Origin of the sequence: Prevotella sp. P4-51 (genome assembly GCF_002251455.1) — a bacterium.
Classification (GTDB): domain Bacteria; phylum Bacteroidota; class Bacteroidia; order Bacteroidales; family Bacteroidaceae; genus Prevotella.
On record NZ_NPJM01000031.1, the window covers coordinates 1 to 16,495 of the forward strand.

Annotated in this window: 13 protein-coding genes; 11 read left to right on the plus strand and 2 right to left on the minus strand. The window is 49.0% G+C overall.

All coding sequences use genetic code 11. The annotated features are described in order from the left end of the window. The first annotated feature begins 115 nt into the window (after positions 1 to 115). The 10 genes from ffh (at position 116) to tsaA (ending at position 8,107) form a co-directional block, all read left to right on the plus strand. The gene (ffh, locus tag CIK94_RS02795) at positions 116 to 1,459 is read left to right on the plus strand and encodes a signal recognition particle protein (RefSeq protein ID WP_094386464.1); all 1,344 of its coding nucleotides are present in this window, start codon (positions 116 to 118) and stop codon (positions 1,457 to 1,459) included. Between the two features lie 6 nt (positions 1,460 to 1,465). After that, on the plus strand, positions 1,466 to 2,353 hold the full coding sequence (gene folD, locus CIK94_RS02800; RefSeq protein ID WP_022311038.1) for a bifunctional methylenetetrahydrofolate dehydrogenase/methenyltetrahydrofolate cyclohydrolase FolD: 888 nt from the start codon (positions 1,466 to 1,468) through the stop codon (positions 2,351 to 2,353). After that, on the plus strand, positions 2,350 to 2,529 hold the full coding sequence (locus tag CIK94_RS02805) for a tetratricopeptide repeat protein (protein WP_022311037.1): 180 nt from the start codon (positions 2,350 to 2,352) through the stop codon (positions 2,527 to 2,529). The genes folD and CIK94_RS02805 overlap by 4 nt, the downstream gene beginning before the upstream one ends. 13 nt (positions 2,530 to 2,542) lie before the next feature. Beyond that, positions 2,543 to 2,776 (plus strand): 4Fe-4S binding protein, encoded by a 234-nt coding sequence (locus CIK94_RS02810; RefSeq protein WP_094421186.1) that lies wholly within the window; start codon positions 2,543 to 2,545, stop codon positions 2,774 to 2,776. A 2-nt stretch (positions 2,777 to 2,778) separates the two neighbouring features. Then, on the plus strand, positions 2,779 to 3,861 hold the full coding sequence (locus CIK94_RS02815; protein ID WP_094421411.1) for a 3-methyl-2-oxobutanoate dehydrogenase subunit VorB: 1,083 nt from the start codon (positions 2,779 to 2,781) through the stop codon (positions 3,859 to 3,861). Continuing rightward, on the plus strand, positions 3,858 to 4,625 hold the full coding sequence (locus tag CIK94_RS02820; RefSeq protein ID WP_094386462.1) for a thiamine pyrophosphate-dependent enzyme: 768 nt from the start codon (positions 3,858 to 3,860) through the stop codon (positions 4,623 to 4,625). The genes CIK94_RS02815 and CIK94_RS02820 overlap by 4 nt, the downstream gene beginning before the upstream one ends. 25 nt (positions 4,626 to 4,650) lie before the next feature. Then, the gene (locus CIK94_RS02825; RefSeq protein ID WP_022311033.1) at positions 4,651 to 5,193 is read left to right on the plus strand and encodes a 2-oxoacid:acceptor oxidoreductase family protein; all 543 of its coding nucleotides are present in this window, start codon (positions 4,651 to 4,653) and stop codon (positions 5,191 to 5,193) included. 155 nt (positions 5,194 to 5,348) lie between these two features. Next, on the plus strand, positions 5,349 to 6,548 hold the full coding sequence (gene uxuA, locus CIK94_RS02830) for a mannonate dehydratase (RefSeq protein WP_022311032.1): 1,200 nt from the start codon (positions 5,349 to 5,351) through the stop codon (positions 6,546 to 6,548). Between the two features lies 1 nt (position 6,549). Further along, a complete protein-coding gene (locus CIK94_RS02835) occupies positions 6,550 to 7,362 on the plus strand; it encodes an SDR family oxidoreductase (protein WP_094386460.1) in 813 nt (270 codons plus the stop codon). Positions 7,363 to 7,432: 70 nt separating this feature from the next. Continuing rightward, positions 7,433 to 8,107: a tRNA (N6-threonylcarbamoyladenosine(37)-N6)-methyltransferase TrmO gene (gene tsaA, locus CIK94_RS02840; protein ID WP_022311030.1), complete on the plus strand. Its 675-nt coding sequence runs from the start codon at positions 7,433 to 7,435 to the stop codon at positions 8,105 to 8,107. A 334-nt stretch (positions 8,108 to 8,441) separates the two neighbouring features. Here tsaA and CIK94_RS02845 read toward each other — a convergent pair whose 3' ends face one another. Both CIK94_RS02845 and CIK94_RS02850 read right to left on the minus strand, forming a co-directional pair. Beyond that, a complete protein-coding gene (locus tag CIK94_RS02845) occupies positions 8,442 to 10,499 on the minus strand; it encodes a family 20 glycosylhydrolase (RefSeq protein ID WP_094421188.1) in 2,058 nt (685 codons plus the stop codon). 27 nt (positions 10,500 to 10,526) lie between these two features. Continuing rightward, a complete protein-coding gene (locus CIK94_RS02850) occupies positions 10,527 to 14,975 on the minus strand; it encodes a translocation/assembly module TamB domain-containing protein (RefSeq protein ID WP_144008136.1) in 4,449 nt (1,482 codons plus the stop codon). 167 nt (positions 14,976 to 15,142) lie between these two features. Between CIK94_RS02850 and CIK94_RS02855 the strand changes: the two genes are divergently transcribed. Further along, complete coding sequence (locus CIK94_RS02855) at positions 15,143 to 16,492, plus strand: Na(+)-translocating NADH-quinone reductase subunit A (protein ID WP_094388390.1); 1,350 nt, start codon at positions 15,143 to 15,145, stop codon at positions 16,490 to 16,492. The last annotated feature ends 3 nt before the right edge of the window (positions 16,493 to 16,495 follow it).

The following is a 16,495-nucleotide window of genomic DNA, read 5'->3' on the forward strand; positions in this document are numbered from 1 at the left end:
ATATATATGTGTGCGCGAGGATAGCGCGGATGTTTTAAAATTCTATAAAACATCCACGCCATTCATCTTTTTGTACCAATAATTCGTTATTTTTGCAATAAAAATATACAAAACAATGTTTGAGAATTTAAGTGACAGACTGGAACGCTCCTTCAAGATACTTAAAGGTGAAGGAAAAATCACGGAAATTAACGTTGCAGAAACTCTGAAGGATGTTCGCCGCGCATTGGTAGATGCAGACGTGAACTATAAAGTAGCTAAGCAATTTACAGATACAGTCAAGCAGAAAGCGCTTGGCATGAATGTGCTTACAGCGGTAAAGCCAGGTCAGCTGATGGTGAAACTTGTACACGACGAGTTGGCAGAACTGATGGGTGGAGAGGCCGTTGAACTGAAGCTCAATGGCAAGCCTTCCGTTATCTTAATGTCGGGATTGCAGGGTTCAGGTAAAACTACTTTTACTGGTAAACTTGCAAACAGGCTGAAGACTAACAATGGTAAGAAACCTTTGCTCGTGGCTTGCGACGTCTATCGTCCTGCTGCTATTGAGCAGCTTAAGGTTGTTGCGGCTCAGATTGGTGTGCCTGTCTATACCGAAGAAGGTAACAAGGATGTAGTAGAGATTGCGCTCCACGCCATCCACGAGGCCAAGGCTAAAGGCTATGACCTGGTTATCGTTGATACTGCCGGTCGTCTGGCTGTTGACGAAGAGATGATGGATGAAATCTCTCGTCTCAAGGATGCTGTTAATCCTGATGAGACTCTCTTTGTGGTTGACTCTATGACCGGCCAAGATGCAGTTAATACCGCGAAGGAGTTTAACCAAAGACTTGACTTTGACGGTGTGGTACTGACTAAGCTCGATGGTGATACTCGTGGCGGTGCTGCCCTCAGTATCCGTACGGTTGTCAACAAACCCATCAAGTTCATCGGTACCGGTGAGAAGATGGAGGCTATTGATGTCTTCTATCCCGAGCGTATGGCCGACCGTATCCTCGGTATGGGTGACGTGGTCAGCTTGGTTGAGCGAGCTCAGCAGCAGTATGACGAAGAAGAAGCCAAGCGTCTCCAGAAGAAAATCCAAAAGAATCAGTTTGACTTTAATGACTTCCTCAACCAGATTAACCAAATCAAGAAGATGGGTAATCTCAAGGATTTGGCCAGTATGATTCCTGGAGTTGGCAAAGCAATCAAGGATATTGATATCGATGACAATGCGTTTAAGGGTATTGAGGCCATCATTTATAGTATGACTCCTGAAGAGCGTAGTAATCCTGGTATTTTGAATACAAGCCGTCGCCAGCGCATCGCCAAAGGTTCCGGAACGAATATTCAAGAGGTGAACAGACTGATTAAGCAGTTTGACCAGACACGTAAAATGATGAAGATGGTTACTGGTGGTAGTATGAAGGGTATGATGAGCCGTATGAAGGGAATGCCTGGAATGCCTAAAATGTAATAATGTATGGCCGAATATAAAATAATTGATGGAAAGGCAACTTCCATTGCCATTAAAAAGGAAATTGCTGAAGAAGTAGAGCGTATCGTTGCCGCTGGAGGTAAACGCCCTCATCTGGCAGCTGTGCTCGTTGGTCACGATGGTGGTAGCGAAACCTACGTCAAGAACAAGGTTATTGCCTGCGAGCAGTGCGGATTCGTTTCGTCGTTGATTCGTTATGAAGAAGACGTGACTGAAGAAGAGCTGTTGGCATGTGTAAATCGTCTGAATTCGGATGAAAATATTGATGGATTTATCGTGCAGCTTCCCCTGCCTAAGCACATTGACGAGCAGAAAATCATTATGGCTATCGACTATCGTAAGGATGTTGACGGATTTCATCCCATCAACGTTGGTCGCATGTCGATAGGCTTGCCATGCTTCGTCTCTGCGACTCCATTGGGTATACTTACGTTGCTGCGCCATTACAATATAGAGACATCTGGAAAGAAGTGTGTCGTGCTCGGGCGAAGTAACATCGTCGGAAAGCCCATGGCCCAGCTCATGATGCAGAAGCAATATGGCGATTGTACTGTTACCGTCTGTCACTCCCATTCCCAGAATCTCAAAGAGGAGTGTAAGCAGGCAGACATCATCATTGCTGCCATCGGTAGACCGCATTTCGTTACAGCTGATATGGTGAAACCTGGAGCGGTTATAGTCGACGTGGGCACAACGCGCGTTCCAGATTCAAGCAAGAAGAGTGGTTTCAAACTTACCGGAGATGTCGATTTCGAGAATGTGGCTCCACTTGCATCGTATATAACTCCAGTTCCAGGTGGGGTGGGCCCAATGACGATTTGTTCCTTAATGAAGAACACTCTGTCAGCCGGCAAAAAGGAATTTTACAAATGACAGCGAACGATTATTACCAGCAAGGCAACGAATATCGTAGACAAGGCGATTGGCAAAAGGCCATGAACTGTTATCTTGAGGCAATTGCCTTGGATGGAGATTCTCCTGCCGTTGAAGCTAAGGCGATGCTGGATGATATATTGAACTTCTATAACAAGGACGCATATAATCCTTAAATACTATATTATTATGAGCAAAATCAAGGGTGCTATCGTAGTCAATACTGACAGATGCAAGGGATGTCAATTGTGCATTGTCGCTTGCCCGAAGAATGTTATTGCATTGGCTCAGAAGAAAGTGAACGTACATGGCTATCCCTATGTCGAAGCAGTTAATCCTGACGACTGTATAGGGTGTGCAAGTTGTGGTATTGTCTGTCCTGACGGTTGCATAACTGTCTATAAGAAAAAAATGGAGGAATGATTATGGCAGAACAGGAAGTAAAATTAATGAAAGGAAATGAAGCTATTGCTCATGCAGCAATACGTTGCGGTGCTGATGGCTTCTTCGGTTATCCAATTACTCCACAGACAGAAATCATAGAGACGCTCTCTGTGTTGAAGCCATGGGAGACAACGGGAATGGTTGTTCTTCAGGCCGAGAGCGAGGTGGCTTCTATCAACATGGTTTATGGCGGCGCGGGAGCCGGAAAGAAGGTATTTACGACTTCTTCATCACCTGGTGTGTCGCTAATGCAGGAGGGAATCAGCTATATGGCTGGTGCAGAGATACCCGGTGTCTTTGTAAACGTTCAGCGTGGAGGCCCTGGACTCGGAACCATCCAGCCCAGTCAGAGTGATTATTTCCAGTCAACCCGAGGTGGTGGCAATGGTGATTACTATGTGATTGTGCTTGCGCCTAACTCTGTTCAGGAAATGGCAGACTTCATGGACCTCGCTTTTGATTTGGCTTTCAAGTATCGCAACCCAGCTATGATTTTGTCGGATGGCGTTATAGGCCAGATGATGGAAAAGGTAGTCCTTCCGCCTATGAAGCCACGCCGCACGGAGGAAGAAATACGACGAGAATGTCCATGGGCAACCATCGGCAGGACTCCCGACCGAGACATTAATATTATGACTTCGCTCGAGTTGCAGTCCGAGGTGATGGAGCAGCGCAATATACATCTTCAGAAGAAGTATGACGTAATCAAGGAGAATGAAGTCAGATTTGAGAAGACCAACCTTGACGATGCCGATTATGTCATTGTCGCTTTCGGCAGTGTAGCCCGAATCTCGGAAAAGGCTGTCGAGTTGGCGCGCGAAGAAGGTATAAAGGTGGGACTGTTCCGCCCAATTACCTTGTGGCCCTTCCCCGAAAAGGAGATAGCCGAGTTGGCCAAGACCAAGAAAGGCTTCTTGGTAGCCGAGTTGAACGCTGGCCAGATGATAGAGGATGTCCGTCTCGCCGTCAACGGCGAAACCAAGGTCGCGCATTTTGGCAGACTTGGTGGAATGGTGCCTGACCCCGAAGAGATTGTTAACGCATTAAAGGAGGAATTGCTATGAACAACGAAATAGTATCTCAAGAAAATCTTGTGTATCAGAAGCCAAATTTAATGAACGATACCACCATGCACTATTGCCCCGGCTGCTCGCATGGAGTTGTTCACAAACTGGTTGCTGAAGTAATCGAAGAAATGGGATTGGCAGAAAAGACCGTCGGAGTATGTCCTGTGGGATGCGCGGTCTTCGCATATCGTTATTTGGATATCGACTGGCAGGAAGCAGCCCACGGCCGAGCTCCAGCAGTTGCCACTGGCATCAAGCGCTTATGGCCCGACAGACTCGTGTTTACCTACCAGGGTGATGGAGATATGGCATGTATCGGTACTTGTGAGACGATACATGCGCTCAATCGCGGCGAGAATATTGCAATGATTTTCATCAACAATGCCATTTATGGTATGACCGGCGGACAGATGGCCCCGACCACCCTCGTAGGCCAGAAGACAAGTACCTGTCCCTATGGACGTGACCCGGAAATCCACGGCTGGCCGCTGAATATTGCCGAACTTGCCGCCCATCTCAAGGGAACCTGCTATGTCACTTGCCAGAGCGTCGAGAGTGTTGCGTCGATTCGCAAAGCCAAGATGGCCATCCGCAAGGCTTTCGAGGCATCCATGAAGGGTCTTGGTTCGTCGCTGGTAGAAATCGTTGCGACCTGTAACAGCGGTTGGAAACTCTCTCCAGTCAAGGCCAACGAGTGGATGAAGGAGAATATGTTTGCCAATTATCCCAAAGGCGACTTAAAGGATACGACGAATCTGTAAGTTGAATTATTAAAGGAAATCTATTATGAAAACAGAGATAATAATAAGTGGATTCGGAGGTCAGGGCGTTCTTTCTATGGGTAAGATACTTGCTTATTCCGGACTTATGGAGGGCAAGGAAATCACCTGGATGCCCGCATACGGCCCAGAGCAGCGTGGTGGAACTGCCAATGTTACAGTTATTGTGAGCGACGAGCGCATCTCTTCTCCCATCTTGAGCAAGTATGATGTCGCCATTGTTCTGAACCAGCCTTCGCTTGACAAGTTCATGCCCAGAGTGAAGAAGGGCGGCATCTTGATTTACGATGGATTTGGTATTGCCAATGCGCCAGTAAGAGACGATATTCAGATTTATCGCATCGATGCCATGGACAAGGCAGCAGAGATGAAGAATACCAAGGTGTTCAACATGATAGTCCTCGGAGGTCTGCTCAAAGTATGCCCAGTTGTCAGCACCGATGGATTGAATAAGGCCCTGTACAAAAGCCTTCCCGAGCGCCATCACAAGTTGATTCCTCTCAACATGGAAGCCGTAGAAGAGGGTATGAAGATTATCCAGAAAATCTAAATCCTGCAGCGCAGAACTTTAGAGTCTATAATAAAAAGGTTAAAAGCTATAGCTTTTGACCTTTTTTCTTTTTTTTAACCGCATTATTCTTCGTTTGGTTAAAATTAGTGTTATCTTTGCAACATCAACAATATAATGAAAAACTATTAAAGATAATGGAAAGAACTTGGAGATGGTTTGGCAAGAACGACAAGATTACTCTTGCCATGTTAAGGCAGATAGGTGTGCAAGGTATTGTCACCGCGCTTCACGATGTGCCTAACGGTGAGGTGTGGACGCGTGAGAAGATACACGACCTCAAGGCATATATCGAAAGTTATGGTATGCGATGGAGCGTTGTAGAGAGCCTTCCCGTGTCTGAATCAATAAAATACGCCGGCAAAGACCGCGATGAGCTGATTGAGAAGTATAAAGTCAGCCTTCGCAACTTGTCTGCAGAGGGCATTCATACCATTTGTTATAATTTCATGCCCGTTCTCGATTGGGCGAGGACCGATTTGAGCCACCCCAATCCCAATGGCACCACCAATCTGTACTTTTCTCATGCCCAGTTTGCCTATTTCGACATCTGTATACTGCAGAGGGCAAATGCCAAGAATGACTATTCACAAGAGGTCTTGGACGAGGTGGAAAAGCTGAAGCAGACCATGACTCCGGAAGACAACCATAATCTGGTGGAGAATATCATTGTAAAAACCCAAGGCTTCGTCTCAGGCAATATCTCTGAGGGCGACGAGCACCCCGTTGAACTCTTCCGCGAGCTGCTTGACCTCTATAAAGGTATAACCAAGGAACAGCTGCGCGAGAATATGCGCTACTTCCTGGAAGCCATCATGCCCGTCTGCAACGAATGTGACATGTATATGTGCGTGCACCCCGACGACCCACCTTTCCCCATCCTGGGTTTGCCGCGTATCGTCACCAACAAGGAAGACATCCAATGGTTCCTTAATGCCGTAGATGACCCTCACAATGGTCTGACTTTCTGTGCCGGAAGCCTTTCTGCCGGAATTCACAACAACGTGGTAGAGATGGCGCGCCAGTTCAGCAGCCGCACTTGGTTTGTCCATCTGCGCTCTTGCCACATTTTCGACAACGGCGATTTCACCGAAGCCAGCCACTTGGGCGGTCGGGCAGACCTTATCGAGCTCGCCCGTATCTTTGAGAAGGAAAATCCCAACCTCCCCATGCGTGTAGACCACGGCATGACCATGTTGGGCGACGACGAGCGCGGCTATAACGCCGGTTACAGCTTCCTCGGGCGCATGTTTGCCATGGGGCAGGTCCAGGGCATATTGGCCACCGTCGACAGAGAGTTAGGAATAGAATACAGTCAACCTGGTTTTTTTGAATAGTATGAACAATTTATTTGATATCCGCGATTATGTAGTAGTGATAACCGGCGGAACAGGCGTGCTGGGTCGCTGCATCGGCAAATACCTGGCACTCAATGGCGCAAAGGTAGTCCTCCTGGGACGCAAAGCCGAAGTTGGAGCAGAGATAGTAGCCGATATCCAGGCCGAGGGCGGCAATGCCAAGTTTATGAAGTGTGATGTGATGAACCAGGAGATGGTTCAGGCCACTTGCGACGCCATTGTGGCTGAGTATGGTCGTGTCGACACGCTTCTCAATGCAGCCGGAGGCAACCAGAAGGGAGCCACAATCGGCCCCGAACAGAACTTCTTCGATTTGGATCCATCCCAGTTCCAGAGCGTACTCAATCTAAACCTCGTAGGTACCGTCATCCCTACCCAGGTGTTTCTCAAACCGATGGTGGCACAAGGCAAGGGCTCGATTATCAACTTCTCCTCTATGGCAGCCTTCCGCCCCCTGACCCGCGTGTGTGGCTATGCGGCAGCCAAGGCCGGCATCTCCAACTTCACCGAATACATGGCTCACGAGTGTGCCAAGAAGTTTGGCGAGGGAATAAGAGTCAACGGCATTGCGCCTGGTTTCTTCATCACCGACCAGAACCGTGCGCTGCTTACCAATCCCGATGGAACCTATACCCAGCGTGGTCAGGACGTGATACGACAGACTCCGTTCGGACGCATGGGCCAGCCAGAGGAGCTCTGTGGAACTATCCATTACCTGATGAGCGATGCCAGCAAGTTTGTCACCGGCACCGTGGCTGTGGTAGATGGTGGTTTCAACATCTTTGCTATGTAACAGATTTTTTAATCATATATCCCTCTTTCAGAAGTAGGTCTTGAAAGAGGGATTTATATATATGTAGATTATGAATATTGAACCTATAGCTTATTTTCATTCCCCTTTCCACTCCAAGTTTGGCATTCCCAAGCAGAGCGGACTGGTCGAAGAACTTGAAGGCTCAATAGTCTTTTGTCCAGAGTATCGTAATGCTGACGCGCTGCGTGGTCTTGACGAGTTTGATTATCTTTGGCTGATTTGGGGCTTTTCTGCCAACAAGCATGCCGCCACCTCGCTCGTTGTGCGACCGCCGCTGTTGGGCGGCAATGAGAAGATGGGAGTCTTTGCCACGCGTTCGCCGTTCCGACCCAATGCCCTGGGCTTGTCGTCGGTACGCATCAGCCGAATAGAGACCGACACTACCCGTGGGCCGGTGATTACGGTGGTGGGCGCCGACCTGATGGATGGCACGCCTATATACGACATCAAACCCTACATACCTTATGCCGACAGCCACCCTGAGGCTAAAGGTGGATTTACCGACACCCATGCCATCTGCCGTTTGACCGTGGTAATTCCCGACTGCTTTCATCACCTTTTCAGTCAAAGCCAGCTCCAGGCTCTCTATAAGGTGCTCGAACTCGACCCCCGTCCGCATTACCACAAGAGCGGACAGAAGGAGTATGGCATGCCCTATATGGACTATGATGTCCATTTCTCGGTCAATGATGGCGTATTGACCGTCACGGATGTCGTCAAGTAGATTTTCCACCAGTGCAAGCTGTATCTGAGCCATCGGCAAATCGTTGTCGATGCGCCTCATCCCGATGTAGTTCAATTCTGGGTTGGATGCGTGGCATGAATTCCAGAAATCGTGCTTGGAAACAATAAACTCAAAGTCTGAAATATCCGTTTCATACTTTGAACTTAGTTTTAATTGATGCTCTGGACATTAGTGCATTTCTGCCGATTACTTCATCCTATGCTGCGGAGTGGGGGAGAAAGTATGTGAGGCCGCTTATGCATGTAATATCATAGAAAACCCCGAACACAGGTTTGCGTACCTGTGTTCGGGGTTGAGCGTTCAGGAAGATATCCTAATTGACTATAATCTCGTCGGTAAAGAGCCAGGCTCCGTCGCGGTAGTTCTTGTGAGCTACCATGCGGACGTAACGCGCCTTGCCGTTGTATACGGTTCCGTACATCTTGAAGAGCAGGGCGTCGTAGCCTTCGGGAATGTCGCAATGGATGGTGGCCACGTGGTCATATTTGCTGCCATCTTCCGATACATAATAATCTACCTTCTCCGGGGCGTATACCCATGGTCCGGTCGAGTGCATGAAGTTGGCGCCGATATAGTGGATGTCCTTGACGGCTCCCAGGTCTACTACCACGTCCATATTGTCGGTGGTGCCTTGCCAGCGGCGGTCTGTATAAGTCCATCCGCCAACGATACCGTCGGTAAGTGTGACATCTCCTGCTGCCTTCCACTTGTCGCCGTATGGTATGTTGTATTTCACCTTGCATCCCTTGGCCAGATGGTCTATCTGGGTCTTGCTCTCAGGACGGTTACCATATTCATGGGCGAGGTCAAAGGTCTTGTAACCATCGGCCTTCATCATCTCGCAGAGACCGAGGGCGCGCTTCTTAAAACTGTCATATTGCTTGAGATTGGCGTTGGTCCATCCTGTCTCGGCAATGGCAAACGCGCGTGGATAGTACATATACTCGGCGTGGCTGTCGTCGGGGATATACTCGCTCCACAGGTTGCCCTGGATGCCCAGGAGATGGCGCTTCTGCGTGTCTGTCAGTGTGGCGCCGGGATTGTAGTCATACACCTGCTTGAGCGGGGTGTAGCCACCTATAGAGAGCGGCTCCTTGAACGGAGCGTCCTGCGTATAGTCGAGATAGCAGTATTCGCCGGGAGTCATGATGGCATCGTGGCCGTCGTTGATGGCCTTGATACCGCCGTCGGTGCCTCTCCACGACATCACGGTGGCATTGGGCGTGAGTCCGCCTTCGAGTATTTCGTCCCAACCTATAATCTGGCGACCGCGCTGGTTGACATATTTCTCTATGCGGTTGATGAAATAGCTTTGCAGTTCGTCTACGTTCTTCAGCTGCAGGCTCTCCATGCGCTTCTTGCAGTCGGCACACTTGTGCCAGCCACCCTTGGATGCCTCGTCGCCACCGATATGGATGTAGGGGGAAGGGAAAAGGTCGATGACTTCATCGAGCACATTCTGGAGGAAAGTAAAGGTGGCTTCTTTGCCGGCACAGAAATCGTAGTCGGTATATGCCTTTCCGCTGCACGAGATTTCGGGGTAGGCCGATGTCACCTCTTCGCTGTGGCCGGGCATCTCTATCTCGGGTATTACCGTGATATGTCGCTTGGTGGCGTAGGCCAGAATTTCACGGATGTCGTCTTTGGTGTAATAACCGCCATAAGCCTCGTTGCTGAAGTCGCAGTATTTCTTGCCTTGGGCAACCCAGTCCATCCATTTGCGCTCTCTGCGCCAGGCGGCAAACTCAGTGAGTCTGGGGTATTTGTCTATCTGGATGCGCCATCCCGCTCCGTCGGTAAGGTGAAGGTGCATCACGTTGAGTTTCAGCATGGCCATAGCGTCGAGTTGCTTCAGCAGAAACGCCTTTGGACGGAAATGGCGTGACACGTCAAACATGAGTCCACGCCAACGGTAGGCGGGCGAGTCGTTGATGATGCAGCACTGCAGTCTACGCTGCTGCGCCGCCATCTGCATCAGTGTCTGGATGGCGTAGAATGCGCCAGCCTCGGTCTGGGCCTCAATGCGTATCTGGCGGGGAGCGATGCTGAGCGTGTAGGACTCGTCGGTATAGCTGCCAGTGGGAACAGACTTCTTGCTTTTGATAACAATTCCGATGTCGGCCTTGGCATAATTGGCGGCTTGGTGCAGTCTGAGTTTGCAGTCTTGCAGATAAGATGCCAGAGTCTGGCTGCTGCCTTTGATATAAAAAGTCGCCCCGCTCCCGGGCAGGGTATATTCACCCGATTTGATGGTGATGCCGTTGGGCAGAGGGGTTACGCCCGAGGGGACAGCCGTTTCGGCGGCACTGGCCACACCGGGACATACACACATGATGCAGAGCATGATGTAGGAAAACAATGAAAATCTCATAGTCAATAGCTTGATTGTTAGTAATTATTATTGTTGTTTGTTCTTTCGTTTGTCTTTAGCTTTCTTGGCCTTCTTCTTAGCCTTCTTGTCCTTCTTCTGAGAATGCAGTCCCAACAGGTCACGCCAGCCATTGAAGTCTCTCTTCAATATAATGCCAAGGCCCTGGGTATTAAGACTGTTCTTGGTGAAGTAGCGGTCATTGGTCTGGTTGTAAACCCTCACGGCGAGGTTGCCGTTGGGATAGATAAGATACTGAAGGTCAAAGTCGCCGATGAAACTGGTAGTCGCATTGGCGTTGTCGCGATAGCCGAACTGGCCGTTGAACAACAGGCGGTTGTTGAGCATGCGTCCGCTGAGCAGGCCCTCGTATTCGGCGTTGTTCCATCCCTCATCACCCGTCGAAATGTTGGCCCCGAAATTCCAGTTGTCGTTCTTGGTGACCGTGTTGAGGATGGTATTCAGCTGCTGGCTGATGGTACCACTGAGAATACTTTGCATAGCCAGCGATGTGCGGCTCTGCTGCTGGGTTGTCAACGATGAGTTGCTGTTGTTGTTCTGTGAATAGAAACGCCCAACGGCAAGAAGATAGAGCACCTGTTGGTTCATACCTTCCTCGCTGTTGATGAGCTGCGTAATCATCTGCTTGGCGTCATTGCTCACGGTGGGCAGGTCGAGTCCGAAGTCAACCTTGGGCATAATCGGCGTTCCGGTGATGTTCATCAGGCAGTTTACGCGGATATTGTTGCTGGTAAACGATTTGCCGACGTTCAAGTCTGACAGGCTCACGCCGTTGACTGCATATTGGGCCTTGAGCTTGAGGATGGCATCCATAGGGTCGCCGCCGAAACCGATGGTTCCACCGGGGAGGAACTGGAAGTCGCGGCGTATGATGTTCTGGATGGTCAACTTGTAGACGCCACTCTCTACCTCGTAGGTGCCAAACATGTCGAAGTCGCCCTTATTAAAATAGGTGGCGCGTATCGAACCATTGCCGTGGAGGGCTATGTAGTCGCCCGACTGCTTGTCCATGAGCACCCGGAGCGTGGCATCGGGGGTACAGTCAATCTGCAGATTGAGGTGGATGTCGCTGGCGATGTCTATCTCGCTCTCGGTGTCTTGCTCGACCTCGTTGTGGCGGGTATTGGCAGCCAGTTTCAGGCTGTCGCGGTCTTGCCAGTGTATGAAAGACTGGTTGCTGATGCTCTCGGGGCTCGACGCGTTGTATTCTATGAATGAGCCTTTCTGCGGAGTGGCATGAGCGTCGATGACAACCTCACCACTCTTTCCCTTGATGCGGCAGTCGCCAGTGGCAAATACGGTTCCGAAGAATGTCTGGTCGCCATAGGTCTTGAAGTCGTAGGCCAGGAGATTGTTGGCAGTAACACCTATGTCGTAGGTCATACGGGTAAGGTGCTTGTGGTATATCGCCCCGTTGACAACACCACGGTTGCCGTTGCGGTCCATAATGTTGCAGTTGGCCAATCTTATTTCGTCGGGCACCAGTTTTACGGGGCAGGCTTCAAGGGTGTAGGTGGTGTTGAGAGGCTTGATGTCCATGGAGCCATCGGCAATGGCGTTGCCCTCAAGGTTAACTTCACTCAAATCGCCGAATACCCTGATATTTCCATTAATACGCAGATTGGTATTGTGCATGAAACTGCCGCAGAAACTCTCAATGAATTCTCCACGCGTGTTGTTTGCCTTGATGTTCAAGTCGATATAATTGCGCTGCGGTGATACATATCCGTGAATGTATGTGCGTGAATCGTTCTCGTCGAAAGCCGTCGCATCGATGTCGAGCTGCTCTTTCTGATGGTTGAGCGCCACATTGGCGGTGAGGATACCCATGCGTCCGTCTTCAAACTTGAAGTCGCGCACCCAGAGGTCGCCTCGCATGTCGGGCTTGCCAAACAGTGAAGAGATATGTGCCAGTCCGGTGGCTTTGCCGGCAAACTCTACCGAGTGGAAGTTGATGAGATTGAGTATATAGCTCACATCGACATCGTGCAGGTCGACGGTCAGCGTGTCGTTGGCATTTGGGGTAGCTTCACCGTTGATGATGATGTGCTGCTTGTTGTGCTCGACCGACAAGTGGTTGACCGTGAGGTGGTTCTCGTAATAATTGATGCTTGCCGGTTTGACATGCCATACGCTGTCGCCAATGGCGATGGTAGAGGGTTGGATGTTGATGTTGGCCGTGGCCATGCCGTGATGGTTGTTGTAGAAGTTGGCCTCGGTATTGATGATTCCGGAGAAGTTGCTCTTGCCGTTGTTCTCAAAGGATAGCAGGGTATGCAGCTTGTTGTCCTCGGCCAGCGCGTGGATGTTCCAATAGGTGCCGCCATCGTTCTTGCCTACCTGCTGCAGATGGGCAAAGGCTTCGAGCACGTCATCTGGCGAGGTAAGGCGGATGTAGCCTCGCTCATAGCTGCTTTTGCCATAATCAAACGAGGGAAGGTTGAGGGTCATTTCTATCTTACGATTGCTGTCTCTCACGCTGCCTTCCAGGGTCAGGGGGCGCTTGAGATTTAATGGGATGCCTAACAGCGAGTTCAGCCAGTCGGACTTGACGATTTGGGCATTGATTTGGAAATCGTTATCTATATTGTGGTTCATTTTGGGCAAGCCTGGGAGGGTAGGGAGCTTGCTTCCGACTATGTTGGTGAGACTCTGCAGCAGTGTGGCGTAGTTGTAGCGTCCTGTAACCTTGATGTTTCCGAAATCGCTGTTCATCGCCAGCTCATGCACGTTGTCATTACGCTGTGCATTGATGGTCAACTGGGATAGGTGGTAGTCTCTGTTTCCGCCCTTGACATTGAAGTTGGATACAGACACCGAGCCCAAGGCGCTGTTGAAATTGGAACCGTGGATGTCGGCTTCGATGTCGGCATCAATTGTGGCATCCTTGAATTGGTCTGTAAGATTGAGTCGGGCAAGGTTCAATCCTCTGATTCTGGCTTCGATAGAAAAGTCGGGTGTCTTAGCCTTCTTCTTTTTACCGAAGGCTACCACATTGGCGTTGGGGTCATCAATGCTGATTTCTCCATGGTCATATTGGCCGTCTGCGTTGTATTTCAGGGCGATATTCTGGTATCTATATCCGTTGTAGTCAAACTTGGTTACATTTCCGTTGACACTTTTGAGCTCATATTTGCCATTGGCGTGCAGCGCTTTGAAATCCAGCTGTCCGTCAAGTTCTCCTAAATTGTCCTGGTTGGCAATGATGCCGATGTTCAAGTCTTTGGCATCTATTCTTCCGCTTGTCAAGTGATTGATAGCCTTGGCTTTTAGGCTGACTGTGCCAATGGCCGTCGACAGATTGGCATCGGCGGCGATGTCGGCGCCTTGCCCGCTGAATTTTCCATGCAGCGTGGTCTGGCCGATATGACCGACAAATTCTGGCAACTGGATTTTGGGCGCGAGGGCATCCGTGAAGTATTTTACCGCCTCAGCATCCATCGTAAATCTGGATATGACGGCCGACCAACGAGGCGTTTTTTTCCAATCTTGTAACTCTCCGCGGGCCTCAAGCGAGACATCGTTACCCTGATGGATGGCAATACTCTTTAGCTTCAGTGATGACGATGTTCCGCTAAGGGCACCGCGCAATGACAATGGGCGTGAAAAATCTTTGAGGAAGGCTGTCAATGGAGCAAAATCGGATGGGGTAATGGTGCCCGACAATCCTCCTTGATATTCTAACGAAGAAGGAATCATCCCCTGTTCATTGCATTGATAAGCAAGATCCAACTCGGGTATCATAATTTTGCTTTGGGGCGTCTCCAACATAAACTCCCTGAGCGCGGCATGGCTCTGGTTAGCCACAAGGCTGAAAGTAAAGTCGTTGATCTCCAGTCCGCTCTGTTCGACGCAAGAGAACTTTTTGGTGTATATATTCAAGGAATCGTTGCTCAGTTTGTTGAGCATAATATGGGTACTTATCTTGTCGATGTTGATATGGCTGGGGGAAAAAAGCTGGGTTCGGGCAATGTATTTCTCATCATAAATGACATGGCCGTTGCGTATAACGAGAGACTTGATGGCGAGGTCGAGCGTGCTCTTGGTCTCCGTATCTTTGGAGGCCAATGAGTCCAGCACAAACTGGAAATTGGGCTGCTTGTCGGGGGCGGACTTGTAGAGGCGCGCCTGCAGGGCAAAGAGTTGGGCGGATGTAATTGTGATGCGGCCTCGCGAAAGGTCTATGATGTCAAACTTGGCGGAAATGCGTCCTGCCTTCAGCATGTCAACCTGCTCCTTATCATATATAACTACATTGTCGATGATAAGGCGGTTTAAGAAACCTATATCAACACGCCCGATTTTAACTTTGGTACCTAACTTGTCGCCTACAGCTTCGGCTACCTTCTTGCCAATGAAACTCTGCACCGACGGAGTGTGCGTCAGTATCGCAAGAGATATGACGAATCCACAAACAAGCCATATCGAGACGTTGAAAAACCTTTTAATTCTTGTCACATTAACAATTATGAAGTACAAAATTACAAGTTTTTCTTAACCTATACTGAAATATATTTGTTTTTTTTTCCATGTCTGCGGTTTTTTGAGTATTTTTGCATAGGTTTTTTGGAATCAATAGGTATTAAAACTGACGTTTATAAGAATACATTAATATATTTACTTGTATGGCAAATGTAATTAGATTGCGTAAGGGCCTTAACATAAATCTCAAGGGACGGGCTTCGGAGCAAGTGTCAAAGGCGGTCGTGTCTGGTGAATATGCTCTTGTTCCTGACGGGTTTGTCGGCGTTACGCCCAAAGTCGTAGTGCATGAAGGCGATTATGTAAAGGCTGGTGATGCGCTTTTCGTGAACAAGCATTATCCTGATGTTAAATTTTCCTCTCCTGTTAGCGGACAAGTTGTCGCGGTCGAACGTGGTGAGCGACGTAAAGTGTTATGCGTTAAGGTCAAGGCCGAAGACGAACAGCACTATCAGAGTTTTGATACTCTTGATGTCAAGGCAGCCGAATGTTCGCAAGTGATAGACCTTCTGCTCAAAGCGGGTCTCTTCGGATACATCAACCAGTTGCCTTATGCCGTCTCTACAAATCCGACGGTTATGCCTAAGGCTATCTTCGTATCTGCCTTGAGAGATATGCCTCTCGCAGCCGACTTTGAGGTTGAACTCAAGGGTAACGAAGAGGCTTTCCAAACGGGTCTTACTGCTTTGTCGCGTATCGCAAAGACATATCTCGGAATCGGAGCAAAACAGCAGGCTGCGGCTTTGGTCAATGCAAAGAATGTAGAGGTAAATGTCTTTGACGGCCCGTGTCCAGCAGGTAATGTAGGTGTACAGGTAAACCACATAAATCCTGTCAACAAGGGCGAGGTGGTTTGGACTGTTAACCCATCTGCAGTGATTTTCTTCGGAAGATTGTTTATGACCGGTAAGGTGGACTTGACACGTACAATCGCAGTTGCTGGAAGTATGGTGAAAGAACCTTCTTATGTGTCAACCCTGGTGGGCACTCCGTTGTCGGTTATTCTTGATTCCAAATTGACCACTAATGAGCATGTGCGTATCATCAATGGTAATCCATTGACAGGTGTGAAGTCTTCTTTGAACGATTTCTTGAGTCCATGTGCATCCGAGGTTACCGTAATCCCAGAAGGAGACAATGTGAACGAAATCTTGGGTTGGATAATGCCAAGATTTGGTCAGTTCTCTACATCTAAGAGCTATTTCAGCTGGTTGTGTAAAGGTAAGGAATATGACCTCGATGCACGTATCAAGGGTGGAGAGCGCCATATGATTATGAGCGGTGAATATGACAAGGTTCTGCCTATGGACATATATGCCGAGTATCTCATCAAAGCTATCATAACAGGCGATATAGACCGTCAGGAGCAGCTTGGAATCTATGAAGTTAGTCCTGAAGACTTTGCCGTTGCCGAATTTGTTGATTCATCTAAACTTGAACTGCAAAGAATTGTACGTGACGGATTGAATGTTTTACGTAAAGAGAATGCTTAAGAT

Coding starts and splice junctions, on each gene's coding strand:
- ffh (WP_094386464.1), top strand. CDS start 116: ATGTTTGAGAATTTAAGTGACAGACTGGAACGCTCCTTCAAGATACTT.
- folD (WP_022311038.1), top strand. CDS start 1,466: ATGGCCGAATATAAAATAATTGATGGAAAGGCAACTTCCATTGCCATT.
- CIK94_RS02805 (WP_022311037.1), top strand. CDS start 2,350: ATGACAGCGAACGATTATTACCAGCAAGGCAACGAATATCGTAGACAA.
- CIK94_RS02810 (WP_094421186.1), top strand. CDS start 2,543: ATGAGCAAAATCAAGGGTGCTATCGTAGTCAATACTGACAGATGCAAG.
- CIK94_RS02815 (WP_094421411.1), top strand. CDS start 2,779: ATGGCAGAACAGGAAGTAAAATTAATGAAAGGAAATGAAGCTATTGCT.
- CIK94_RS02820 (WP_094386462.1), top strand. CDS start 3,858: ATGAACAACGAAATAGTATCTCAAGAAAATCTTGTGTATCAGAAGCCA.
- CIK94_RS02825 (WP_022311033.1), top strand. CDS start 4,651: ATGAAAACAGAGATAATAATAAGTGGATTCGGAGGTCAGGGCGTTCTT.
- uxuA (WP_022311032.1), top strand. CDS start 5,349: ATGGAAAGAACTTGGAGATGGTTTGGCAAGAACGACAAGATTACTCTT.
- CIK94_RS02835 (WP_094386460.1), top strand. CDS start 6,550: ATGAACAATTTATTTGATATCCGCGATTATGTAGTAGTGATAACCGGC.
- tsaA (WP_022311030.1), top strand. CDS start 7,433: ATGAATATTGAACCTATAGCTTATTTTCATTCCCCTTTCCACTCCAAG.
- CIK94_RS02845 (WP_094421188.1), bottom strand. CDS start 10,499: ATGAGATTTTCATTGTTTTCCTACATCATGCTCTGCATCATGTGTGTA.
- CIK94_RS02855 (WP_094388390.1), top strand. CDS start 15,143: ATGGCAAATGTAATTAGATTGCGTAAGGGCCTTAACATAAATCTCAAG.